21 protein-coding genes are annotated in these 25,119 nt (G+C 59.9%); 11 read left to right on the top strand and 10 right to left on the bottom strand.

The window, feature by feature from the left end; translation table 11 throughout:
* Positions 1–5: 5 nt before the first annotated feature.
* The 4 genes from ACR0AI_RS02005 to ACR0AI_RS01990 form a co-directional block, all read right to left on the bottom strand.
* Positions 6–1,274: a DsbA family protein gene (locus tag ACR0AI_RS02005; protein ID WP_480671060.1), complete on the bottom strand. Its 1,269-nt coding sequence runs from the start codon at positions 1,272–1,274 to the stop codon at positions 6–8.
* A gap of 87 nt (positions 1,275–1,361) precedes the next feature.
* The gene (locus ACR0AI_RS02000; protein WP_480671062.1) at positions 1,362–2,831 is read right to left on the bottom strand and encodes a carboxypeptidase M32; all 1,470 of its coding nucleotides are present in this window, start codon (positions 2,829–2,831) and stop codon (positions 1,362–1,364) included.
* Positions 2,832–2,835: 4 nt separating this feature from the next.
* Positions 2,836–3,981, bottom strand: a complete 1,146-nt coding sequence (gene ctaA, locus ACR0AI_RS01995) for a heme A synthase (protein ID WP_480671064.1) — start codon at positions 3,979–3,981, stop codon at positions 2,836–2,838.
* Positions 3,982–4,043: 62 nt separating this feature from the next.
* A complete protein-coding gene (locus ACR0AI_RS01990) occupies positions 4,044–4,787 on the bottom strand; it encodes an RNA methyltransferase (protein WP_480671066.1) in 744 nt (247 codons plus the stop codon).
* Positions 4,788–4,948: 161 nt separating this feature from the next.
* Between ACR0AI_RS01990 and ACR0AI_RS01985 the strand changes: the two genes are divergently transcribed.
* On the top strand, positions 4,949–5,572 hold the full coding sequence (locus tag ACR0AI_RS01985; RefSeq protein ID WP_480671068.1) for a thiamine phosphate synthase: 624 nt from the start codon (positions 4,949–4,951) through the stop codon (positions 5,570–5,572).
* Here ACR0AI_RS01985 and ACR0AI_RS01980 read toward each other — a convergent pair.
* Entirely contained in the window at positions 5,565–6,677 is a 1,113-nt protein-coding gene (locus ACR0AI_RS01980) for a HupE/UreJ family protein (protein WP_480671070.1), read from the bottom strand. The genes ACR0AI_RS01985 and ACR0AI_RS01980 overlap by 8 nt on opposite strands.
* 165 nt (positions 6,678–6,842) lie before the next feature.
* Here ACR0AI_RS01980 and ACR0AI_RS01975 point away from each other — a divergent pair, with 165 nt between their 5' ends.
* The 3 genes from ACR0AI_RS01975 to ACR0AI_RS01965 all read left to right on the top strand — a co-directional run bounded on the left by ACR0AI_RS01975 (position 6,843) and on the right by ACR0AI_RS01965 (position 9,386).
* Complete coding sequence (locus ACR0AI_RS01975) at positions 6,843–7,736, top strand: PfkB family carbohydrate kinase (protein ID WP_480671072.1); 894 nt, start codon at positions 6,843–6,845, stop codon at positions 7,734–7,736.
* Entirely contained in the window at positions 7,733–8,644 is a 912-nt protein-coding gene (locus ACR0AI_RS01970) for a pseudouridine-5'-phosphate glycosidase (RefSeq protein WP_480671074.1), read from the top strand. The genes ACR0AI_RS01975 and ACR0AI_RS01970 overlap by 4 nt, the downstream gene beginning before the upstream one ends.
* Positions 8,645–8,708: 64 nt before the next feature.
* Entirely contained in the window at positions 8,709–9,386 is a 678-nt protein-coding gene (locus tag ACR0AI_RS01965; protein WP_170638604.1) for a DUF502 domain-containing protein, read from the top strand.
* Here the strand turns inward: ACR0AI_RS01965 and ACR0AI_RS01960 are convergent, their stop codons facing one another.
* Positions 9,387–10,412, bottom strand: coding sequence for a patatin-like phospholipase family protein (locus tag ACR0AI_RS01960; RefSeq protein ID WP_480671077.1), 1,026 nt, complete (start codon positions 10,410–10,412; stop codon positions 9,387–9,389).
* 64 nt (positions 10,413–10,476) lie between these two features.
* Positions 10,477–11,250, bottom strand: coding sequence for a 3-hydroxybutyrate dehydrogenase (locus tag ACR0AI_RS01955; protein WP_480671079.1), 774 nt, complete (start codon positions 11,248–11,250; stop codon positions 10,477–10,479).
* 286 nt (positions 11,251–11,536) lie between these two features.
* Between ACR0AI_RS01955 and ACR0AI_RS01950 the strand changes: the two genes are divergently transcribed.
* Together ACR0AI_RS01950 and ACR0AI_RS01945 are read left to right on the top strand one after the other, a co-directional pair.
* The gene (locus ACR0AI_RS01950; protein ID WP_480671081.1) at positions 11,537–13,351 is read left to right on the top strand and encodes an extracellular solute-binding protein; all 1,815 of its coding nucleotides are present in this window, start codon (positions 11,537–11,539) and stop codon (positions 13,349–13,351) included.
* A gap of 296 nt (positions 13,352–13,647) precedes the next feature.
* Positions 13,648–13,869, top strand: coding sequence for a hypothetical protein (locus ACR0AI_RS01945; protein WP_170458509.1), 222 nt, complete (start codon positions 13,648–13,650; stop codon positions 13,867–13,869).
* Positions 13,870–13,975: 106 nt separating this feature from the next.
* Here ACR0AI_RS01945 and ACR0AI_RS01940 read toward each other — a convergent pair whose 3' ends face one another.
* Positions 13,976–14,599: a helix-turn-helix domain-containing protein gene (locus tag ACR0AI_RS01940; RefSeq protein ID WP_170373845.1), complete on the bottom strand. Its 624-nt coding sequence runs from the start codon at positions 14,597–14,599 to the stop codon at positions 13,976–13,978.
* Between the two features lie 65 nt (positions 14,600–14,664).
* Between ACR0AI_RS01940 and ACR0AI_RS01935 the strand changes: the two genes are divergently transcribed.
* The 4 genes from ACR0AI_RS01935 (at position 14,665) to ACR0AI_RS01920 (ending at position 19,854) form a co-directional block, all read left to right on the top strand.
* Positions 14,665–16,182, top strand: coding sequence for a class I adenylate-forming enzyme family protein (locus tag ACR0AI_RS01935; protein WP_480671083.1), 1,518 nt, complete (start codon positions 14,665–14,667; stop codon positions 16,180–16,182).
* Positions 16,179–16,847 (top strand): DsbA family oxidoreductase, encoded by a 669-nt coding sequence (locus tag ACR0AI_RS01930; RefSeq protein WP_170373847.1) that lies wholly within the window; start codon positions 16,179–16,181, stop codon positions 16,845–16,847. Before ACR0AI_RS01935 ends, ACR0AI_RS01930 begins: the two co-directional genes overlap by 4 nt.
* A 78-nt stretch (positions 16,848–16,925) precedes the next feature.
* A complete protein-coding gene (locus ACR0AI_RS01925; protein ID WP_170638598.1) occupies positions 16,926–18,134 on the top strand; it encodes a multidrug effflux MFS transporter in 1,209 nt (402 codons plus the stop codon).
* 61 nt (positions 18,135–18,195) lie between these two features.
* Positions 18,196–19,854, top strand: a complete 1,659-nt coding sequence (locus ACR0AI_RS01920; protein ID WP_480671086.1) for a tetratricopeptide repeat protein — start codon at positions 18,196–18,198, stop codon at positions 19,852–19,854.
* Positions 19,855–19,986: 132 nt separating this feature from the next.
* On the opposite strand, the gene mfd is transcribed toward ACR0AI_RS01920, so the two are convergent.
* The gene (gene mfd, locus ACR0AI_RS01915; protein WP_480671088.1) at positions 19,987–23,448 is read right to left on the bottom strand and encodes a transcription-repair coupling factor; all 3,462 of its coding nucleotides are present in this window, start codon (positions 23,446–23,448) and stop codon (positions 19,987–19,989) included.
* Positions 23,449–23,469: 21 nt separating this feature from the next.
* Entirely contained in the window at positions 23,470–23,994 is a 525-nt protein-coding gene (locus ACR0AI_RS01910) for a component of SufBCD complex (protein ID WP_209253844.1), read from the bottom strand.
* Positions 23,995–24,113: 119 nt separating this feature from the next.
* Here ACR0AI_RS01910 and hemB point away from each other — a divergent pair, with 119 nt between their 5' ends.
* Positions 24,114–25,112, top strand: a complete 999-nt coding sequence (gene hemB / locus ACR0AI_RS01905; protein WP_480671090.1) for a porphobilinogen synthase — start codon at positions 24,114–24,116, stop codon at positions 25,110–25,112.
* Positions 25,113–25,119: the final 7 nt, after the last annotated feature.

Raw genomic sequence — 25,119 nt, 5'->3', positions numbered from 1 at the left:
AGGCGCTAACCGGACCCGGGCAGCGCCTGTTTTGATTCAGTGCCGAATAGATCAGCCACAGCCCAGAGCCGATCCTGACCCCAAATGCTCTGACCGTCGACGTGGAAGCTGGGAACACCCCAAAGGCCAACGACTTGCAGCCTGTTTTGGTTCTGCTCAACCCGCCGACGCCAAGTCTGTGATTTCAGCTCATCGCGCGCCGTGGGCCAATTCAAACCGGCGGCTTTGACGATTTGAGAGAGGCCCTTGTCGCTGGCTGCGTCTACGCCTTCCGACCAGACTGAGCGCATGAAGGTAGAGCAAAACGCTCCCATCCGACCTTCGGATTCAGCGTAGTCGAACAACGCATAACCGCGCTCGACCCCGCTCCCCAAAGGGTCGCAGATGCGGCCAAACGGGATACCCAGTCGCCGCGCCTCGCGCATGCAATCTTGCAGGATGTATCGGGATTTCGCCTTTGGCACTGGCAAGCCGCGCATCAGCATCGGCAGCACCGGACGCAGGTTCAGTTCAGCCCTGTAGTGTTCTGCCAAGTGCTGGACCCGGTCAAAAGCCAGAAAAGAATACGGGCTGCGGAAGGAGAAAAAGAACTCCAGAGTTTTTGGGGTGTCCCCTTGGCGGTCAAACACCGGCTCTGGGGGCGGCACCAGAAGGGGACCGGTACCCAGCCCGGCGCCTTGTAACCTGTCTTCAAGATAGTGCAGTCGGTCCACACCCCAGTACCATTCACCGCCATAGTAAAACGTGCCACCCAGGTAGTGTTCCATCGCGCGCAACGCCTGATTCCCGGCGCGCATAGCAGCGGCGGGATCACTCTGTTTGCCCGCAGGTAAATCCCGCCCAGCCCATTGGGCGGCGCTAATGGCTTTGAGATGTTGCGCGAAATCCGGCTCTCCAAGATGGGCGGCCAGATGAGCGTTGACCTCTGGCGGCAAGCCAGCCGCCTTTGGCGCGTCCAAACCCAGCTTTTGCGCCAAGCGCGTTGCATCTTTGAGCGCGTTCTCGCGATGCGCTTTCGGATCAGGAACCGCCTCGGCAGGCGGGCCTGAGATCAAATGCGGGCGCAGCGCAATGTCATAACGCGCCTCGAATGCTGGCAAAACCTGTGCGGTCAGTGCGCAATACGGGTCTGACGCATCGTGAAAATAGTGAACCTCGCGTCGCGCACCACACGCCCTGCGCCCCACCTCATACAGGCCACGACGCGCGTTTTGCAGCCCTCGGCTGGTGATGATCTCGGCAAGCCGGGGTTTTACCAAAGAAGTGAAGGGCACCGTAGTCTCCGCCGGGGTCAGATGCCCTACCCTAGCCAATCCCGCGCGGAACACCACGCGGGCACACGGCAACGTGAGTGGCCCGCGCTACAGCCCGTAGAGCGCGCCGAATTTCTGCTCAAGATAGCTGAGCAGCGGGTCCGGCCCCGGTTCAACACCGCTTGCACGCTGGATGACCTCACGCGGGGCGTAGAGCCCGCCATATTGCTGGACGTTTTCGCGCAGCCACGTGGTCGCGCCCGAGGTATCACCTTCGGCCAGTTGATCGTCCAGCCCCGGCACGGCGCCGCGCAACGCCTGATAGAGGCACCCGGCATAGACGTTGCCCAGCGAATAGGTCGGGAAATAGCCGAACAGCCCCACGGACCAGTGGACATCCTGCAAACACCCGTTCGAGGGCTTGTCGACCGCATAGCCGAAATCCGCCTTGAAGCGGTCATTCCACGCGGCTTCGAGGTCCGAGACCTGCAGGTCTCCGGCCATCAATGCGCGCTCCAGATCAAAGCGCAGCATGATGTGCAGGTTGTATTGCACCTCATCCGCCTCGGTTCGGATATAGCCGTTCTGGACATGGTTCACGGTCGCGTAGAAGGCGTCGGCATCCGCGATCCCGAAATCTCCGAAGGCGTCGCGCATCTGGGCGAACAGCCATCCGGTGAAGGCGCGCGAGCGGCCAAGCTGGTTTTCATAGATCCGGCTTTGGCTTTCATGCACCCCCATCGACACGCCCTGCCCCAGAGGCGTCAGCGCGTAATCGGGGTTGATGCCCTGTTCATAGGCGGCATGGCCGACCTCGTGAATGGTGGAGTAAAAGCAGTTGAACGGATCGGTTGCGCTGGTCCGGGTCGTGATCCGCACGTCCGAGCCACTGCCCGAGCTGAACGGATGCACCGCCTTGTCGACGCGGCCTCGGTTCAGGTCATAACCGAAAGTACGCGCCAGTTTTTGCGACAGGCGCATCTGTTTGGTTTCGTCGAACGAGCCGTCCAGCGCCTTTGGTGCGGGTCGATCCAGAACCGCCGCCCGCAGTGCCACCAAGCGGGGGCGCATCTGATCGAAGATCTCGGCAATCTGGGCTCCGGTCGTGTAGGGCTCATAATCCTCGACCATGGCGTCATAGACTGCACCGCCCTGCGCCAGTGCGGCCCCTTCCTCGCGTTTCAGCGAGACGACTTCTTCCAGCACGGGCAGGAAGGCCGAGACATTCTCATCCGCGCGCGCCTGCGCCCATTTGCCTTGCGCGGCAGAGGTGACCCGAGCAAGAGCTTTGGCCAGATCGGCGGGGACTTTGATGGTGCGTTCATAAGACCGGCGGATCTCACGCAGCTGGGCCTGACCCGAGGCATCACTCGCGTCGGCTTGGTCCAGCCATTCGGCCACGCGCGAGTCGGATTTGCGGGCGTGCAAAACGGCCTCGATCGCGGCCATTTCCTCGGCCCGTTGCGGGGCAGCTCCGCGCGGCATCATGGTCTCCTGATCCCAGCCAAGCCGGCCGGCAATCTGACCAAGGGCCGAGGTTTCACGTTGAAAGGCCATCAGGTCATCAAAGGCGCTCATCGGGTCACGCTCCACGGATTGAGGTTGCAATGGGGTAGCCGCTCAGGAAGCGCGCGCGCAGGATCAGGGTCCAGACCACGACGGCCATGAACTGGTGGAAAATAGCGATCTGCCATGGGGCTGCGTAGACTACTGTCACGATGCCGACCACCACCTGTAAAGAAAGGGCTGCGAAGGCTGCATTGAAGGCAAAGCGGGTCTGCGGATGGGCGCTGGTCTGCCCCCGACGCCAGACGATGATGGCGAAGATGAACAGCAGATAGCCCGCGCAGCGGTGGATGAACTGCACCAGACCGGGGCTTTCGAAGAAGTTGCGCCACATCGGTTCCAGAATGGTCGCATCTGGCGGCAAGAGCTGCCCACCGATCAGAGGCCAATCGGTGTAAGACCGCCCTGCGTCAATCCCGGCGACAAGCGCACCGATGAGTATTTGTAAAAAGGTGAAATGCAGCAAGCCGGTCGAGAGCGAGAACAGCTTCGCCTCTTTCGCGCGGCGCGCCTGCATCAGGTCGCGCTCATCTCGTCCCAGCTCAAAGATATACCACGCGAGGAACCCAAGGATCACGAAGGCCAAGCCCAGATGCGTCGCCAGGCGATAGCTGGCAACGGCCGTCATGCCCTCGCCCTGCGTGACGCCCGAGGCGACCATCCACCAGCCGACCGCACCCTGAACGCCGCCCAAGGCACCGGGGATCAGCAGTTTGCCGGTCCAACCCGCGGGGATTTTGCGCGCGATCAGGAAACCAAAGAAGCCAATTGCCCAGACCAGACCGATCACGCGACCCAGTTGGCGGTGGCCCCATTCCCACCAGTAGATGAACTTGAAATCATTCAGCTCCATCCACTGGTTTTGGATGCGCCACTGGTCGATTTCCTTGTACTTGTCGAATTCGGATTGCCAGTCGGCCTCGGTCATCGGCGGGATGGCCCCGGTGATCGGACGCCATTCGGTGATCGAAAGCCCGCTATCGGTCAGCCGGGTCAGCCCCCCCACGGCGATCATAACAACGACCAGAGCGAACAGGATCATCAGCCATGCCCGGATCGCCTTGCGTGCCCCGCCCCGGCCCTTGTCGATCATACCGGGTTGAACGGCCTGTTGTTTTTCGGTGTCTGAGACTTCTTCGAAGATGCTGCGCTTGGCGCTCATGCTGTCCTCATATGTCCTGGATTTGGTCGCAAGCTAGGGCCAGTGAGAGGCAAGGTCCAGCCTTACCCTTTGTCTTTCCAACGGACCATCTGACGCATGACACCGTGCAACATCTGCACATCCGCCCGCGTCATCCGCATCCGCGACCAAAGGTTGCGCAGATTGGTCTTCATGCCTTCGGCCTTTTCCGGCGGGTAGAAGAAACCAGCCTCTTCCAGCCGGTCTTCATAGTGTTCAACCAGCTTCTCGACCTCGATCCCGGTCGCCCAGTCGCCCTTGCCCAGATCGGTAGCCTCATGCACCACATCACCGGTCTGACGCATCCACTCATAGGCTGTCAGCAGCACGCATTGTCCAAGGTTGAGCGAGGCATATTCTGGGTTCACGGGCACCGAGACAATGGCATTGGCTTTGGCGATGTCCTCATTCTCAAGCCCCGCACGTTCGGGGCCAAAGAGAACTGCCACCTTTTCGCCCGCGGCAACCTTTTCAGCCGCAATCTGCATGGCGCGTTCCGGGCTGTAGACCGGCTTGGTCAACCCGCGTTGCCGTGCGGTGGTCGCAAACACAAAGGTGGTGTCAGACAGCGACCCCGCCAGATCGTCAAACAATTGTGCCTCATCCAGAAGCCGACCGGCACCGCTGGACATCGCCACCGCCTTAGGGTTCGGCCACCCGTCCCGAGGGGCTACGATCCGCATCCGGTCCAGCCCGAAATTCCACATCGCCCGCGCGGCGGCCCCGATGTTTTCGCCCATTTGTGGGCGCACGAGTACAAAGAAAGGCTGAGAGGTTTCACTAGGCATGTCTGTCTCCGAAAGCTCCGCCTGCTCTAATCACCCAGCCTCATCAGGGCAACCCGATCCTCTTCTTCTGTTCCCAAATACCCGCTCGGCAGGCATAAAAGTTTGCTTCCCGCGCTCAATCCGCTAAACCGCGCCAAAGAATGAAAGCGAAGGACGCGCTAATGGACACCCCCGAGCAGCCTCAGATCTATCTGATCACACCGCCGACCATCACGCTTAGTACCTTCCCCGACCAATTGGCGCGGGTTCTTGACGGGACCGAGATTGCCTGCATCCGGCTGGCCTTGGCTGGGAATGACGAGGACACGATCGCCCGCGCCGCAGATGCCTGCCGCGAGGTGGCGCATGCGCGCGACGTGGCTATCGTGATCTCAAACCACGTTCTGCTGGCGCAACGGCTGGGGCTGGATGGTGTGCATCTGGACGATGCGGCGCGCTCGGTTCGGGCTGCGCGCAAAGAGCTCGGCACGGATGCGATTGTCGGTAGTTTTTGTGGGGCCTCCAGCCATGACGGCATGACGGCTGGCGAAGCAGGCGTTGACTATGTCGCCTTCGGCCCGGTCTTAGCGTCGTCATTGGGCGACGGCACTCTTGCCGAAAAGGACCTATTCCAGTGGTGGTCGGAGATGATCGAGGTCCCGGTCGTGGCCGAGGGCGGCCTGACCCCAGACCTGATCTGCACTCTGTCCCCGCATACGGATTTCTTCGGCATCGGCGATGAAATCTGGTCGGCGGAGGACCCTTCGGCCGCTCTGAACGACCTTCTGTCCCATATGGCTAGCTGAGTATCAGGGGCTCGGCCAACCAATAGACGGCAATTCCCGCAATCAGGATCGAGGCCAGAACCGATATTCGGCCTCGCATCCTCTCAGATGCCCCGGCAATCAGAGTTGAGACCGCAAAAACTGCGGCGACTATTGCGTAAAGCGCCGCCAGCACGCCGCCCGCATAGCCGAATATTGCTGGCGGCAAATGATCCGGTGGCATCCCAATCGTCGCCAGCGAGGCGCTAAGCGTGATCCCGCACAACAATCCGGCACCGAAAACAGCGAGCAGGCGGAATACAGTCAGTCGTCTGAGAACCAAATTCCACAGCACCAACACAAGTGTTGCAGCCGTAAGCGCCTGAGAGGCGATCGCAAAAGGCAAAGCAACCGCGCCGTATACCGAAAGCGCCAGACCGAAGATCAGCCCGAGGGACACAAACAACATCTGCGCCAACAACGGACGCAGGCTGAGGGTCAAAAAGACCAGCGACAGCACAAGGGCGATCTCGTGATAGCCATGCGGCAGGATGCGAGACAGACCCCTTGGCAGAAACCCCTGCAGCACCTGTTGCGGGCCGAGCGCGGCACCGCCTTGCAACGGGATCAGAGGGCTGACCTCTCCGGCGACCAGATAGCCCGTGTAGGGTGCGTCGACACGCTGTTGTTTCACAACGGCAGGCCCGTGCCCCTCGGGCCATGTCAGGCGCAAACTGGACGCGCCTTCCGGCAGCGGCGCAGCCAGCAACAGCTTTGACAAACGCGGAGTATCAGGATCACCGACAATGGGAATGCGCACGCCCTCATAGGACAGGCGGGCCGGGCCTGTGACCTCAACCCTCAGCGTCCCGGCCCAGTCTTGGACAAACGACCGAACCTCAGGCTCCAGCTCTGAGGAGACCCGTCGGCGCAACTCTCTGTACCGGACGTCATCGGCGAAGTCAGGGCGGGCTTCAGGGTCGATCCCGGCCACGAACATCTCGGCATTCAGCGTGACCTCAAGGAACAGAGTGTCTGCCTTCGTCCAGAACTCGACAATAGTCGGAGGGGTCTGAGCCTTCGCGGGCCACGCCGAAAGCACCAGAAAGACAGGCAAAATCAGGAGGAAACGGAAAATACCGTTCATCTGCGACGCTCATCAATAAAATCATCAATCATGTAGGCCGAGTGTCCCGCCGAACGCATCGGATCGCAAGTCGAAACGACCGCGGGCGAGATCACAGAGGCCTTATCTCTGTTACCGCTGACGTTCTGGCTTGCACGGCCCTCAGCGCTGCGGCATGACAGCACCATGACTCAGAACAGTGAAATCCTGTGTATCGGCTCGGTCCTGTGGGACGTGATCGGACGCTCGGCCAGTGCCATGCGGCAAGGATCGGACGTGCCGGGGCGGATCACCCGCCTGCCCGGCGGCGTCGCCATGAACATCGCCATGACGCTGGTGCGGTTTGGCATGACCCCTACCCTACTGACCGCCATTGGCCGCGACTCGGAGGGTGACGAGCTGGTCCACGCTTGCGCCCGGCTCGGCATGGTCACCGACCATATCTACCGCTCGCAAGACCTGCCGACCGATCGCTACATGGCGGTCGAAGGGGCCAACGGCCTGATCGCGGCCATCGCTGACGCCCACTCGCTTGAGGCTTCGGGGGCGAAAATCCTGCGCCCGTTGATGCACGGGCCGCTGGGCTATGAGAATACGCCGTTTGAAGGACCAATTGCGCTGGACGGCAACCTGACGCTGGACCTTCTGGAAGAAATCGCCCAAAGCCCCGCCTTTGCCAAGGCGGACCTGAGGGTTGCACCGGCCTCACCCGGCAAGGCCGAGCGCCTGTTGCCTTTCCTCAAACACGCCCGCGCGACACTCTATGTGAACCTCGAGGAAGCTGGCCTGCTTTGCCAGCGCGAGTTTACCGATTCCGAATCCGCCGCCAAAGGCCTGCTGGACCGAGGCGCTCTGCGCGTTCTCGTCACCGATGGTGGCAATTCGGCCACCGTGGGCTCGGCCAAGGGCGTTCTGACCCAGACACCTCCGTCTGTGCTTGTGACCCGCGTGACCGGCGCTGGCGACACATTCATGGCCGCTCATATCGCTTCAGAATCAGACGGCGCCGACGCGCAAACGGCTTTGACCCGCGCGCTCCACGCCGCTGCAACCTACGTTTCAGGAGAAACTCCGCTGTGATCCCTATCCACTACTCTGCCGAGGTCCGCGCAGCCAAAGACGCAGGCCACCCCATCGTGGCGCTGGAAAGCACCATCATCACCCACGGCATGCCCTACCCTCAGAACGTTGAGGTCGCCGCGAAGGTGGAACAGGACATCCGCGATGCCGGAGCTGTGCCCGCCACCATGGCTGTGATCGAAGGCGTGCTGCATGTGGGCCTTGAACCCGACCAGCTGCAGGCGCTGGGCCAGGCTCAGGGTGTTGCGAAAATCTCTCGCGCGGACATGGCGGCCTGTATCTCAACCGGCGGGACCGGAGCCACAACCGTGGCCGCAACCATGATCGCCGCGCAATATGCGGGAATCGAAGTGTTTGCCACCGGCGGGATCGGAGGCGTCCATCAGGGGGCCGAGACCACGTTTGACATCTCCGCTGACCTGCATGAACTGGGTCAAACCCCGGTGACGGTCGTGGCAGCGGGTGCCAAAGCGATCCTCGATCTGGCAAAAACGCTGGAAGTACTGGAAACGCTGGGCGTTCCGGTCATCGCCTATGGTCAGGACGCCTTTCCCGCCTTCTGGTCCGCGCAATCCCCATATGCCGCACCGCTGCGCATGGACAGTGCCGAGGCCATCGCAAAAGCTCATGCGACGCGCCGCGCGCTGGGCCTACCGGGCGGTCAGCTGGTCGCGAACCCGATCCCAGCCGCAGACCAGATCCCGGCCGAGGAACTGGCCCCGATCATCGCCGCAGCCCAGGCGGATGCAGATGCTCACCGGATCACCGGCAAGGCCGTCACGCCCTATCTGCTGCAGCGGATCTTTGAAAAGACCAAGGGCCGTTCACTCACCGCGAACATCGCCTTGGTCCGCAACAACGCACGATTGGCGGCGAATATTGCTAAGGCACTGGTAAACGGCGCGTAAACCTGCCCTATTGCACCGGCGCATCGGACTGCTTAGGTAGTTTTGCAAACCACTCGGACCTGTAATGAACACACCGTTTGACGAAGAACCACATCGCCGCCCCGGCCTGTTCTCGCGCCTGCGCGGGTCTTTTCTGACGGGTATTGTTGTCATTGCGCCCGTTTGGCTGACAATCTGGTTGATCTGGTCCGTCGTGGGCTGGATCGACAGCGCCGTTCTGCCGCTGGTGCCGCAGCAGTTCCGCCCCGAGGAATATGTGGGCATCAACCTGCGAGGCGTCGGCGTCATCATCTTCCTGGTGTTCACCGTTCTAGTCGGCTGGATTGCCAAAGGCATTCTGGGCCGGTCTTTCATTTCGTTCACCGAGAGCCTCGTCGATCGGATGCCGATCGTCCGCTCGATCTATTCCGGGATCAAACAGATCTCGGAGACGGTGTTCGCGCAGACCGAACGTTCTTTCGAGAAAGCCTGCTTGGTGCAATATCCACGCCGTGGCATCTGGGCCATCGGGTTCGTTTCGACCACGGCAAGGGGTGAGGTTAGCAATCGCGCCGAAACCGGCGGCAACCTCCTGAGCATCTTCATCCCGACAACGCCCAACCCAACCTCCGGCTTTCTGTTATTTTTCCCGGAAGAAGATGTGATCCTGCTGGACATGTCGATTGAAGAGGCCGCAAAGCTCGTAATCTCGGCCGGTCTAGTCTATCCCAACGAAAAAGACCCGACGCAGCCGCCCGAGTAATCAGCCGAACATCGCGGGCAGATCGACGGTACTGTGCTGTCCAAGATCATCTTTGTGACGCGTCAGAAACCCATCTGCCGCGTCGCGACCCGCGTGCTTCAACTTATGCAGGATCACCGGATTGGGCACCGTTTTTGTCGCCACAGACAAGCTGTTCATCAGCTCATTATCCGCAATCATGTGAACCAGCACACGGCTCATCTCACCGGCTTTCAGCTTACCCTCTTCCAGCAATCGCTGAACGAAATTGATCGCCCTCAGCTCGCGGAACAGGGATGAGTTAAAGCTTATCTCATTGATCCGGTTCTGGATTTGCTGCGGCGTGACCGGCAACTCGTCCCGTTCCAGAGGGTTGATATTCACGATCACTACATCATCTGGCAGGTCACCCTCGAACAAAGGGTACAGAGCCGGGTTGCCGGTATAGCCGCCATCCCAATAGGCTTCGGTCCTGTCGGTTTCAGGGTCGTAAATCTCAACCGCTTTGAACAGCGTGGGCAAACAGGCCGAGGCCAGAATCGCATTTGTCGAGATCTCATCGCCCGTGAACACGCGGATCTTGCCGCTACGAACGCAAGTCGCGCACACAAACAGACGTGGCCCCTGATCAGCGCAAACCTCATCAAAGTTGAACCGATCCACCACGGATTCCAGCGGGTTCGAATAGAACGGGCCATAGGCATAGGGCGACACCATCCGCGACCACGCATCGCCAATGGAGTAAGGCAGCGAATACTCCATCGCCTGCGCAATGCTCGCAGGCTCAAGCCCCCTGAACCAGTTGGCAATACGCATATCGCCAAGGGCCCCCATGCGTTTCCACAATCCGTCCAGCCGCGCCCGCGCGCCCTCACGCCCGTTTGCGACCATTCCGGACTTGAACGCAGCGCCATTCAAAGCCCCGGCCGAGGTTCCGGTGATCGCCGCAATCTCAATATCCTCTTCATCGAGAAGCCGGTCGAGAACACCCCAGGTGAACGCCCCATGCGCCCCACCACCCTGCAAGGCAAGATTGATCTGCTTCACGTCCCCAACCCTTCTTCTGTTCAAAAATACCTCGGGGGTATGGGGGCAGAGCCCCCATTAAAGCTCACAAAGCCGTCCAGCCACCATCGACCGAGATCGTCGTACCGGTGATCTGCGCAGCCGCATCCGAGCAGAGGAACTGAACCGTACCACCCAATTGCTCGACCGTGGCGAACTCCTTGGACGGTTGCCGCTCCAGCATGACGTTCTTGATCACGTCCTCACGGCTCACGTTGTATTCCTTCATAGTGTCGGGGATCTGCGCCTCGACCAAAGGTGTCAGCACATAGCCCGGACAAACCGCATTGCAGGTGATCGGCTCTTGCGCGGTTTCCAATGCAACGGCTTTGGTCATGCCAACAACACCATGCTTGGCCGCCACATAGGCCGCTTTGAACGGAGAGGCCGTCAAACCATGAGCCGAGGCGATGTTCACGACGCGCCCCCACCCACTCGCGCGCATCAACGGCAAAGCGGCTGCAGTCGTGTGGAAGGCCGAGTTCATGTTGATCGCAATGATCGCGTCCCATTTGTCGATCGGGAACTGGTCAATTGGCGACACATGCTGAATACCCGCATTGTTCACCAGAATATCGCTGGTGCCAGCCTTTTCGATCAGGGCGCGACATTCGTCGCCCTTGGACATATCGGCCTGAATGTAGCGCGCGCTTGTACCGGTCTCTTTCGAAATCTCTTCCGCCAACGCGTGATCTTCATCCCGATCTGTGAACGAGTTCAAAACCACATCAGCCCCGGCCTTTGCCAGCTCGCGCGCGATGCCCAGACCGATGCCCGAATTTGATCCCGTGATGATTGCCGTTTTTCCCGAAAGGCTCATGACTGCATTTCCTCTGAGTTCACCTGGCACGCAGAGTGCCATGCTGCACCTGCAAAAAAAACGGGGAACTGCAGAATGAGTGGCTGCAAATCTGCCAAAAAAAACGCCCGCACGAAGCGGGCGTTAAGTTATTGAGGCAGGTTTCATACAGGCAAGAAACCTATCGAGCAGTGAGACCTTTATAAGCAATTCTGTGCTTTCGTCCAAGCTAAAAGTTTGAAAACAAGAAAAATCATCGCTACGATGAATCCCAACAAAATAAGGCCAGAGCAGGATTGTTTCCAAAATGAGCCCGTATTTTTCACACCCGCTTCGTGGTTTGGCAGCGGGAATCGCCCTGCATTTTGCGTCCTCACTGGCACAGGCAGAATCGACTCATGGCATAGCTATGTATGGCGACCCGGCCTTACCACCGGATTTTGTGTCTCTACCCTATGCGAACCCAGAGGCGCCCAAAGGCGGCAAAGTCGTTTTCGGAAACACCGGCGGCTTTAACAGTTTGAACCCGTTTGTGCAAAAAGGCACCCCTCCGTGGCAGTTAAGATTTTGGACCCACGAGAGCCTGATGGGCCGCTCCTGGGACGAACCTTTCACTCTTTACGGGCTGTTAGCCGAATCGGTTGAGACCGCGCCTGACCGGTCATGGGTGGAATTCACCCTCCGGGACGAGGCTCGATTCTCCGATGGCACCCCGGTCACAGTTGACGATGTGATCTGGTCTTTCCAGACCCTCGGGACCGAAGGGCATCTGCGCTATCGCGGTCTCTGGTCCAAGATCGACAGTATCGAACAGACCGGTCCGCGCTCGGTTCGGATCAGCTTTAACGAGGCTGACCGCGAACTTGCATTGATCGTGGGGCTACGTCCTATCCTTCAGAAAGCCCAATGGGAGGGGAAGGATTTTGCCGACGCGCAACTGCACGACGTCCCCGTTGGCAGCGGACCCTATGTGGTCGAAGATTACGAAGCTGGTCGCTATGTGAACCTGCGTCGAAATCCGGATTATTGGGGAACTGATGTTCCGTTTCGCCGTGGCACGATGAATTTCGACGACATCCGGATTGAATTCTACGGCGATGCCACAGTCCTATTCGAAGCCTTTAAAGCCGGAGAGCTTTCGGCCGTGCGCGAGTTCAACGCCGACAAATGGGACACGCAGTACAGCTTCCCCGCCGTTCAACGTGGCGATGTGATCAAGACCGAGATCCCGCATGGTAAGCCCTCGGGCATGACCGGGCTGGTGATGAACACCCGCAAAGCTCCGTTCGACGACTGGCGCGTGCGCGAAGCTCTGATGCTGGCCTTCAATTTCGAATTCATCAACGACACGATCACCGGCGGCGCGCAGTCGCGGATCTCATCCTATTTCTCGGGCTCGGATCTGGCGATGCGACCGGGACCAGCGACTGGTCGCGTTGCAGAACTGTTGGCGCCTTACAGCGCAGACTTGATCCCCGGAACGCTGGAAGGCTACGCCCCACCCGAGGGCGACGGCTCGGCCCGCAATCGCGCGAACCTGCGGCAAGCGGCAAAACTGCTGGCCGAGGCTGGCTGGACCATTCAGGACGGCGTGCTGCGCAATACAGCGGGTGAGCCGTTTCAGATCACCGTTCTGTTGCAACAGGGCGATGGTGAGATGCAGACAGCAGTCGAGATCTACACCCGTGCGTTGGAACGTCTGGGCCTTCAGGTCACGACTGAGCGTGTCGACAATGCCCAATATACCGGACGGGTGTCTGAGCTGGATTTCGATATGACCCCGTTCCGCCGCGCCCTGTCCCTGTCACCGGGCAATGAACAGCGCCTCTATTGGGGTAGCGAATCCGCTGATGCGCCTGGCACACGCAACTTGATGGGTGTTGCCTCACCCGCTGTGGACGGTCTGATCGACGCCATGCTGGCTTCGGAAAGCCACGAGGATTTCGTGGCCGCCACCCGCGCCCTCGACCGCGTTCTGACGGCGGGCCGATACGTGATCCCGATCTGGAGCTTCGACGTCGGCCGTATCGCCCATGTCAGTGCGCTGAAATACCCCGAGACCCTGCCAATCTATGGCGATGGCCCGCAATACATGCCCGAGGTCTGGTGGTACGCCGATTAGAACCACGCGCATAGGGTGTGACGCACCGGACCTGACACCTTATGCAAGTGGAGATCGGCAAAAACTGGCACATCCCGCGATGAACAAAATCATGAGCTCATAGCGCAAAGCGCCCCTATATATGGGCATTTCACCGGATTTTGCGCCAAACCCGCCGCGCAAACCTGACTCTGATCGGCATAATTCTGATCAGGCCAGGGGTGCGACATCTTGTCATGTCTTCCGCTGCGTCAACTCGTCCGTACGCTGTTCATAGGGGAGAGCCGTCCTGAAACCCGAAAAAGGAAAGCTCGCAGATGCTGAACTGGACCGATCTGACACAAGACTGGAACGCGTGCTACGCCCGCGCGAAACGCCGTTTTCCCAACCTGAGGGACCAGGATATGCCGCGCGTCGGCAAGGATCGCAAACAGTTCGAAGCCTATCTGGCCGAACGCCATCACCTAACTGTCAATGAAGCCCACGAAGAGGTCGAGGATTTTCTGTTCACGGAATCGCTGAACCGCGAATTGAACTGATCCGATAGCGCTCCGGGTTAAACCTGCGACACGAATACCTTGCCAAGCTTTCAGCGTTCTCGGGACATTCGCGCCACATGATGCTTCAGGTAAAACCCGAAACGCTTTAAGCGAGTGACGTCACCCAGAGGATAGTCGCATCCTCATCGCTGACCGAAATCACATTGTGCCCCATGCTGCCGTCGTAATAGGCGCTGTCGCCCCGGCGCATCTCAACAGGTTCGTAGAACTCGGTATACAACCGCACGACGCCGGTCAGGACGTACATGAACTCCTCCCCGTCATGACGCACCCAGCCTTCGAACTCATCCATCGAACGGGCGCGGACGCGGGCGCGATAGGGGAGCATCTGCTTTTTGGTCAAGGTTTCGGCTAGCAACTCATGCTCATAGGTGGCAGTGGCATGTGCAGCCCCCTCACCCGAACGTGTCACCGCCATACGGCCAATCACCTGTTCGCGCTGCGGCGGGGTGAAGAGCTGAGGCACCGAGATCTCCAACCCGATGGCCAGCTTCTTCAGTGCGTCATAAGTTGGCGACATCTGACCGTTTTCGATCTTGCTGAGCGTCGAACGCGCCAGCCCGGCCTGCGAGGCCGCCTGCTCCAGCGTCCAGTTGCGCGCCTTTCGCAATTCGCGCACACGGGCGCCCAGGTCCAAAGGTTCGGGTTCCGTGTGTTCGCCTGCATCGCGGGCAATGCGGATCAGGGATTTTGGATCTTGGGTACTCATGCCTTCGTCTATAGGGTGCACGAGCCGCGCTTGCAACGCGCCATGGGCCGGGTTAGCCAGTTGCCATGCTGTCAATCTTCGATCAGGGGCCACCGACGCCCTGCCCGACCCCTTTCAATCTGGCCGCTCATGTTCTGGGCAAAGCGGATGAGTTGGCCGATAAAACCGCCCTGTCAGTACTGCGCCAAAACGGATCCGAAGATTGGAGCTATCGCGCATTGAAAGCCGCCGTTCTGGGAACGGGTCAGGGTCTGTTGCAGGCCGGGCTTCACCCCGGAGAAATCGTGCTGATGCGGCTTGGAAACACCGTTGAGTTTCCGATCGCCTATCTTGGGGCTATCGCTGTCGGTATCGTTCCTGTTCCGACTTCATCGCAACTGACCGAGCCGGAAACCGCGCGGATCATCGCGGAGCTTTCGCCCGCCGCCATCTTGCGCGACCTCTCTGTGGCTTGTGCCGAACACCCCAATCAGATTCATCTGGACGACCTGATCGCCATGCATGACCTACCGCCCGCATCGTTCGATATGGGCGACCCCGAGCGTCTGGCCTATGTGGTCTACACCTCTGGCACCTCGGGCAAGCCCCGCGCAGTCGCCCATGCTCACAGAGCGATTTGGGCGCGCCAAATGATGGTCGACGGCTGGTATGGCCTGACGGAACACGACCGCCTGTGCCACGCGGGTGCGTTCAATTGGACTTATACGCTGGGCACCGGGCTTATGGATCCGTGGACGATCGGAGCCTCAGCCCTGATCCCTGAACCCGGCACCGATATGTCTCAATTACCGCAGATGCTGCGCCAAAACCGCGGGACGATCTTTGCCGCAGCGCCCGGTGTTTTTCGAAAGATACTGTCCGGTTCGGATCAGATCGAACTGCCCGATCTGCGCCACGGTCTGTGCGCCGGGGAAAAGCTGTCTCGGTCCCTGCATACCCAGTGGGAAACGGCCACCGGAACAGAACTTTACGAAGCGTTTGGCATGTCCGAGTGTTCGACCTTCATTTCATCCAGCCCGACCCATCCTGCGCGTGGAGATTCCCTCGGACAACCTCAACCGGGCCGCCGCGTCGCGATCCTCGGGCCGGAGGGGCCTGTGCCGCAAGGGAGCGAAGGGACAATCGCCATTCACCGCTCTGACCCCGGCCTGATGCTGACCTATTTGAACGCGCCCGAAGAGGCCGCCGCCCGACTACAAAGCGACTGGTTCCTGACTGGCGATCAGGGCGCCATGGCCGTAGATGGGCAGATCACCTATCTGGGGCGCGACGATGACATGATGAACGCAGGCGGCTATCGCGTCTCACCAGTTGAGGTCGAATCCGTCCTATCCCGCTATCCCGGCATCACTCAGGTCGGGGCCGCAGCCGTCGAGGTAAAACAGGACACATTTGTGATAGCGGCCTTCTACTCCGGCCCCGATAGACTGGACGAGGACGCTCTGCACGCCTATGTCCAAGCCAATCTGGCGCGTTACAAACAGCCGCGCGCCTTTGTTCACCTTCCCGAGTTGCCAACCGGTGGCAACGGCAAACTCCTGCGCCGCGCGTTGCCGGCCTATTTCAAGGCGTCCACCCCATGAGCCAAACAGACACCCAGACCGTCAAGCTTGATATCCTGTCCGATCCGATCTGCCCGTGGTGCTACATCGGCAAAACCCATCTGGACAAAGCCTTGGCAAAACTGCCGGACCATCCGTTTGTGATAGAATGGCACCCGTTCCAGCTGAACCCCGACATGCCGGATGCAGGCATGGATCGGCGCGAATATCTGGAACGGAAATTCGGCGGCAAGGACGGTGCGGTACGGGCCTATGCGCCCGTGGTTGAACATGCCGAGAATGCGGGCCTCAAGATCGACTTTGAGGGGATGAAACGCACGCCAAACACGCTGGACGCGCATCGCCTGATCCACTGGGCCGGGATCGAGGGCAAGCAGAACGCCGTTGTGGATGCTCTGTTCGACGCTTACTTCGTTCAGGCCCGCGATATCGGCGACCCGGAGGTCCTGTCCGACATCGCCGACAGCGCGGGCATGGACGCGGCAGTGGTGATGAAACTGCTCAAATCCGACGCCGACCGAGAGGATATCCGCAACCGCGACACTCACTCACGCGAGATGGGCGTCAGCTCGGTCCCGACCTTCATTGTTGCCAACCAACATGCCGTTCCGGGCGCACAACCCCCTGAAATGTGGGAGAAAGTGATCGGAGAAATCATGTCTCAACTTGAGGCCTCCTCTGCATAGAAGCACAGAGGTCTGTGCGAAATTCCGGTCTGGCGCAACCTGATCCGTCGTGATAGCGCGATCAGGTAAGGAGTCCCCATGACCAACCGCATGTCTCGTGGAGAGTTCATTGCGCTGATCGCAATGATGTTCTCGACCATCGCCTTTTCGATCGACTCGATGCTGCCCGCCCTGCCCGAGATCGGCGCGCAGCTCAGCCCGGATGACGTCAATCGCGCGCAGTTGATCCTGACGTCTTTCGTACTTGGGATGGGGATTGGTACTTTCTTTACCGGCCCTCTGTCGGATGCGTTTGGCCGTAAACCGGTCATCTACGGTGGTGTCGCGCTCTATATTGCGGCCTCGGCCGTGGCCTGGGCCAGTTCCTCGCTCGAGTTGGTTCTGGCCGCCCGTGTGGCACAGGGACTGGGCGCTGCGGGTCCGCGCGTTGTCGCTATGGCAGTCATTCGCGATTTGTACTCGGGCCGGATCATGGCGCGCATCATTTCGATCGCGATGCTGCTGTTCACGCTTGTACCTGCCGTGGCGCCCATGTTGGGGGCCGGAGTGATCGCCCTGTTCGGCTGGCGCGGTATCTTTATGTCCTTTATTCTGTTCGCCGTGATTGTCTGTGTCTGGATGGGAACCCGCTTGCCCGAGTCGCTGGCTGTAGAGAACCGTCGCCCCTTCCGCCTGCCGCTGATGGTCGCCGCAACGAAAGAGATGTTCGCCCACCCGACTGTGCGCCTGTCGATCATGGTGCAAACCCTGTGCATGGGGATTTTGTTCACCATGCTGACCATGGTTCAGCCCGTCTATGACGTCATCCACGACCGGGCCGAGAGCTTTCCGTTCTGGTTCGGGTTTGTCGCACTGATGTCCGGTTCGGCCAGTGTGTTGAATGCGGCGCTCGTCGTGCGCGTTGGCATGCGTCGCATGGTAACATGGGCGCTCGGGGCGCAGATTGGCATCACGGCTTTGGTCATCGTGACCAATTCCTTCCCGCTCTCGCCCGACGCCTCGTTTGGCCTGTTCGTGGCATGGCAAACCACCGTGTTCTTCATGGCCGGTGTCACCATGGGCAATCTGAACGCCATCGCGATGGAACCGATGGGGCATATCGCCGGAATGGCAGCCTCTGTCATCGGCTCGGTCTCGACAGTGCTCGCCGCGGCCATTGCCGCCCCGGTTGGGCTACTGTTCGACGGCTCAATCATGCCTTTGACCACCGGCATTCTGACCATGTGTATCCTAGCCTTCGGCCTGATGATCCACATGGGGCGGATCGAAAACAGACTGCTCGCCTGAGGATTTTCAGCCCGGATCAAACGCGCTACGCTGTCCCGACCAACATGGCGGAGGGTCAGTTATGAGTGAATATTACGATCTGGGCACCTATTCCTGCCCTGTTTCAACAGCATCCGCTGAAGCCCAACTCTGGTTCGACCGAGGGCTTGTCTGGACCTATGGCTACAACCATGATGAGGCCGTCGCCTGCTTTGAGAAAGCTGCCGAACATGACCCAAACTGTGCCATGGCGCATTGGGGCGTCGCCTACGCGGCAGGCCCGAACTACAACCTGCCGTGGGATTTGCAAGACGACCGAGGACGGCAAAAAGCTCTGACCAAAGCCTATGAAGCTACGCAAAAGGCGCTGAGCCTGACCGAGGGCTGTACCGAGGTGGAAAAGGCTCTGATCCACGCCCTGCCGTCCCGCTACCCGCAGCGCGACACGACCGAGGGCATGCATGAATGGGACTATGATTTTGCCGACGCGATGCGCGCGGCCTTCAAGGCTCAGCCAGATCACCTGGACCTGCGTACAATCTATGTCGAAGCGCTGCTCAACCTGACGCCGTGGCAAATGTGGGACCTGTCAACTGGTCAACCCGCCGACGGAGCCGCCACGCTTGAGGCGCAAGAGGTGCTGGAATGGGCCATGCAGAACGACCCCGACGCCATGTCTCACCCCGGCCTTCTGCACCTTTATGTCCACCTGATGGAGATGTCCCCAACCCCCGAGAAAGCCCTGAAAGCGGGCGATATCTTGCGCACTCTGGTCCCGGATGCAGGCCACCTTGTGCATATGCCGACGCATATAGATATCCTCTGCGGCCACTATCAGAACGTGGTGCATTGGAACCAGAAAGCCTCGGAAGCGGACCTGAAATATTTCGAACGCGAAGGCGCGTTCAACATCTACACCGGCTACCGCCAGCACGACTATCATTTCACCATCTATGGCGCGATGTTTCTGGGCCAGATCGAACCGGCCCTGCGGGCCAACCAAGGTATCTGGGACACGACCCCCGAAGAGATGTTGCGCATCGAGAGCCCGCCCATGGCGGATTTCTTCGAAAGTTACATGTCCATGGGGCCTCACATCCTGATCCGCTTTGGCCGATGGGAGGAGGCAAAAGCGCTGGCGCTACCCGACGACCCTGACCTGTTCCGCACACTGACGGCAACCACCCACTACGCCCGCGCGATTGCTTTCGCCGCGACCGGGGATGTGCGCAACGCCGTGGCCGAGGAACAGCTTTTCCTCAAAGCCAAAGCCCGTGTGCCCGAGGCTCGGCGATTGCACAACAACCACGTCATCGACCTGCTGGAAATCGCAACGGAAATGCTGCGCGGTGAGATCGAATACCGAAAGGAAAACTTCGAAGTCGCCTTCGCTCACCTGCGCCGATCTGTCGAATTGGACGACACGTTGCCCTACGACGAGCCTTGGGGATGGATGCAACCCACCCGCCACGCCTTGGGCGCGCTGCTCTTCGAACAGGGCCATTTGACCGAGGCGGAAGCCGTGTACCGAGAAGATCTGGGCCTTGGCGGAACCCTCAGCCGCGCCTCGATCCATCCGGACAATGTCTGGAGTTTGAAGGGCCTGCATGATTGCTTGAAAGCACGCGGCGATACGATAGAACTACCCCAGATCAAACAAAGGCTGGATTTGGCCCTGGCAAGGGCCGACCGCGCGGTTGCTGCATCTTGCTTCTGCGCCCAGTCCGCCATGCAGACTTGAACCGCGCTGCGCGCGATGCCTCCGGCGGGGATATTTTTAGCCATATGAAGTCCGGATCCCCTGCTTCATCTGGCCAGAAATAACCCGGGGGAGTCTCGGCTTGCCGCGGCGGGGGTAGCGCCCCCTTCCCCGCTATCCGCCTGTTTTGGCCTTTTTTCTTTCAGCCACGACTTTCTCAGCAAGGTCACGCGCAATCGCAAAAGCACCTTTGATCTTGTCGCTATCTTTCTTCCAGTCGCGCCTCACAACGATTTTGTTGTCTTTAACCTTCGCCATGCCGCGCTGGTTCTGAATGAACTCGACCAACCCTTGGGGCGAGGCGAATTTGTCATTGTGAAACTGAATCGTCGCGCCTTTCGGCCCTCCATCCAATTTCGCAATACCTGCACGCTTACACATGGCCTTGATACGGACGACCAGCATCAGGGTGTTCACCTCTTTTGGCAGCGCCCCGAAGCGGTCAATCAGTTCCGCGGCAAAGCCCTCAAGTTCAACCTTGGTCGAGAGCGACGACAGGCGGCGATAGAGGCCCAAACGCACATCCAGGTCGGGAACGTAATCTTCGGGGATCAGAACTGGTACACCCAGATTGATCTGAGGTGCCCATTGGTCGTCGGCGTCTGAGAGCCCCTCCATCTCACCGGCTTTGATCTTGGCAATCGCTTCTTCCAGCATCGACTGGTAGAGCTCATACCCCACATCGCGCATCTGGCCGGATTGTTCTTCACCCAACAGGTTGCCGGCCCCGCGAATGTCGAGGTCCTGACTGGCCAGTGTGAACCCGGCCCCCAGCGAATCGAGCGACCCCAAAACGCGCAGGCGCTTTTCGGCGGTGGCGGTCAGTTTCTGACGCGGCTTGGTGGTGAGATAGGCATAGGCGCGGGTTTTTGAGCGCCCGACCCGACCTCGGATCTGATAGAGCTGCGCGAGGCCGAACATATCCGCCCGATGCACGACCATTGTGTTCGCGGTAGGGATATCCAACCCGCTCTCCACAATCGTCGTTGCCAGAAGCACGTCATACTTGCCGTCGTAGAACGCGTTCATTCGGTCGTCGAGTTCACCCGCCGCCATCTGGCCGTGGGCAACAACGTAAGTCAGCTCTGGCAGTTGTTCTTTCAGGAATTCTTCGATCTCGGGTAGGTCCGAGATGCGTGGCACAACGTAGAAGCTCTGCCCGCCGCGATAGTGTTCGCGCAGCAGGGCCTCGCGGATCGTCACCGCGTCGAACTCGCTGACATAGGTGCGGATGGCCAGACGATCGATGGGGGGCGTGCCGATGATTGACAGGTCGCGCACTCCGGTGAGTGACAGTTGCAGCGTCCGAGGGATCGGAGTGGCGGTCAGGGTCAGGACGTGGATGTCAGAGCGCAGCTGTTTCAGGCGCTCTTTGTGGCCGACGCCGAAATGTTGCTCCTCGTCGATGATCAGCAGGCCGAGATTGTTGAAACGGACACCTTTCGCCAGCAGCGCATGGGTGCCGATCACAATATCGACCGTACCGCGCGCCAGCCCGTCTCGGGTCTGTTGCGCCTCTTTCGCCGAAACAAAACGCGATAGCTGCCGGACCTCTAGGGGGAAACCTCGGAAGCGTTCCTTGAACGAGGCCGCGTGTTGACGCGCCAGCAGAGTGGTCGGTGCAACGACGGCCACCTGCACGCCTGACATGGCGGCGACAAAGGCCGCGCGCATGGCGACCTCGGTCTTGCCAAAGCCGACATCCCCACAGATCAGACGATCCATTGGCGCGCCGGAATGCATGTCCTCCATGACTTCCGAAATCGCCCGCAATTGGTCATCGGTTTCCTGATAGGGGAAGCGCGCGCTGAACTCCTCCCACGCGTGGGGTGGTGGGTCCATAACGGGCGCTTTGCGCAGGGCGCGTTCAGCGGCGATGCGGATCAGCTTGTCCGCCATCTCGCGGATGCGCTCTTTCAGCTTAGCCTTTTTAGCCTGCCATGCGCCGCCGCCCAGACGATCCAGCAGCCCCTCGTCGTGGCCGTATTTCGACAGCAGCTCAATATTCTCGACCGGCAGGTACAGCTTGGCCGCTTCGGCATATTCCAGCAGCAGGCATTCATGTGCCGCACCGGCGGCTGTGACGACCTCCATCCCCATGTAGCGTCCGATGCCGTGGTCAACATGCACCACCAGATCGCCGGGGCTGAGGGATTGGGTCTCGGTCAGGAAGTTCTCGGCCTTGCGACGTTTCTTGGGCTGACGGATCAGGCGATCTCCCAGCACGTCTTGTTCCGCAATCACGGTCAAATCTGCCGTTTCGAACCCATGCTCCAAGGCCCAGACAGCGAGATGGAGGCCCCTTTTACCGATACGGGTACCATCGGTGACCGGGATGGCCTCGGCCAGACCTTCATCCTCGATCAAGCCGGTAAGGCGTTCGCGCGCGCCTTCGGAATAAGACGCGATCAGCACAGGCCCTTTGTCCAGCTTGCCCTTGATGTGGTCCGCCAAAGCACCAAAAAGGCTGATGCTTTCCTGCTGACGCTCAGGAGCAAAGTTCCGCCCGATCCGCCCGCCCGCGTCGATCACGCCGGGTCCGCTGGCCTGCGGCAGAGGGCTGAATTGCAGCACGCGCTGATCGCCCACGGCCTGATCCCACGCCGCATCATCGAGATAAAGCAAACCCGGTGGGGTCGGCTTGTAGACCGTGTCCATGCGCGAGCGGTTTTCCAACGCCAACCGCCGAGTCTCATACTGATCGGCAATCGTGTCCCACCGCGCCAGGCGCGCCGGTGAGACCTGATCGTCCAGAGAAACCGTCGCCTCCGGTAGATAGTCGAACAGGGTTTCCAGCTTTTCGTGGAAGAAAGGCAGCCAATGTTCGATGCCCTGATGTTTGCGGCCCGCACTGACGGCCTCATAGAGCGGATCATCCGTACCCGCCGCACCGAATTCGATGCGATAGTTCTGGCGGAACCGGGTGATGGCGGCCTCGTCCAGTATGACTTCGGAGACGGGGGCAAGCTCAACCACGTCAAGCTTTTCGGTGGTACGTTGCGAGACCGGGTCAAAGCGACGCGCGCCGTCCAGAACGTCTCCGAACAGGTCCAACCGGACGGGGCCGGATTCTCCCGGAGGGAAGATGTCGATGATCCCGCCCCGGATCGCGTAGTCTCCGGGTTCCATCACGGTGGGGCTTTGGGTGAACCCCATCCGCACCAGAAACTTGCGCAGCGCGTCTTCGTCCACACGTTGGTTGACGCGAGCGGTAAAGGCGGCCTCGCGTAGAACCTCGCGCGCGGGGACACGTTGGGTCGCAGCATTCAGCGTGGTCAACAGCACGAAACGCTCGGGCATCTGGTGGACCAGCGCTGCTAGCGTCGCCACCCTTGCCGCAGCAATGTCCGCGTTGGGCGAGACCCGGTCATAGGGCAGACAATCCCAACCGGGGAAAACGAAAACCGGCATATCGGGGGCAAAGAACGCAAGTGCTGCGCGCATCCCCTCGAGCCGCTTGTCATCGCGCGCCACATGGCAAACCGGCCCGCCCGAGCGTGCAATCTCGTTCAGGACAAGCTGTGCGTCATACCCTTCGGGGGCGCCGCCGACTGTCACGTGGTTCGGAGCCTTCATCCCTGACCCTTTCAGATTTCGCTATCCCAGAACGCCGATTGAAAGGTTCTGATACATGCCCCACATCGAAGTGACCAGTATCGAGATCATGCCGATGATCTGCGTGTACAGACGGCATCGTGACAGCGTCTTGGCAACGCGATCCAGTGTCAGATCATGCCGCCGCAATCGGCGTGCGTGAAAGATATTGATGAAGGTCACGACGACCAGTGGAAACAATAGCAGGAACACGGCCTGTGCGAATTCAACCCAATAGTAAAAACCCAGCGTCGCCAATGCAGTAAAGACGAAACAGGCCATTGCCAACATCACCATGCCGGACGCCTCGACATAGTAGAGAATGCGGTTGGTGTTGATGCGCACAATATCCAGCAGGTCAATCTCAAGCTGGCCCCCGACGCGGCGCGCACGGACCACCATGTCGTAAGGCACCCCCATCGTCCAGTGACTGGCAGAAGACCAAGTGACCGCCAGAACAATCCAGAACCACAGATTCGAAAAGCTGCGCATGTCGATGAGTTCGAAAATCGAAGAGTACCAGTCCAAACGCAGCCCTTTATTCACAATCCTCAGAGGGTTCTGTCGCGAAAGCGCGTCCATTGATACCCTTGAGCCCTTGGCGGATTCATGCCACCCAATGCGGCAATGTTCAAGGAGGACGCGCCATGAAACCGACCATCGCCCCCTACCCCCAGACCCGCTTTCGCCGGGCGCGTCAGTCCGATGCGATCCGCGGGCTGGTGCGCGAGCATACGCTGACCACGGATGATCTGATCTGGCCGGTTTTCGTACGCGACGGCGAAGGTATTGAAGAGCCGGTGCCCTCGATGCCCGGCGTAATGCGGCGATCGGTCGACCTGATTGCCAAAGCAGCGGTCGAGGCGCAAGCCCTTGGAATCCCTGCGATCTGCATCTTTCCCTACACCGATGCGGCGCTCAAGACCGAAGATTGTGCCGAGGCTTGGAACCCAGATAACCTCTCGAACCGCGCGATCCGCGCGATCAAGACGGCGGCACCTGATATCGCGATCATGACCGACGTGGCGCTGGATCCCTACAACATCAACGGCCATGACGGCTATGTGGTGGATGGCGAGATCGTGAATGACCAGACCGTTGAGGCGCTGGTCAAGATGACCCTCGCGCAGGCCGAGGCCGGGGCCGATATCATTGGTCCGTCAGACATGATGGATGGCCGGATCGGCGCGATGCGCTCGGCGCTTGAGGCGGAGGGGCATCACAACGTGATGATCCTCAGCTATGCCGCGAAATATGCCAGCGCCTTCTACGGGCCGTTCCGCGATGCGGTTGGTGCCTCTGGCGCCCTGACCGGCGACAAGAAAACCTATCAGATGGACCCTGGAAACTCGAACGAGGCGCTACGCCTGATCGAGCGTGATCTGACCGAAGGGGCCGATATGGTGATGATCAAGCCGGGCATGCCCTATCTGGATATCTGCCGCCGCGTGAAAGACACGTTTGGTGCGCCAACCTATGCTTATCAGGTCTCGGGCGAATACGCGATGATCCAGGCCGCGGCGCAGAACGGGTGGATCGATGGCGACAAGGTGATGCTGGAGAGTCTGCTGGCGTTCAAGCGCGCAGGCTGCGACGGAATCCTGACCTATTTCGCGCCGCAGGTCGCAAAAGTTCTTCGAGGCTAAAACCCCA

This window comes from Ruegeria sp. BG3 (assembly GCF_056538485.1).
The sequence above is the reverse complement of the archived record's forward strand: the minus strand, read 5'-3'. Positions and strand labels throughout refer to the sequence as shown.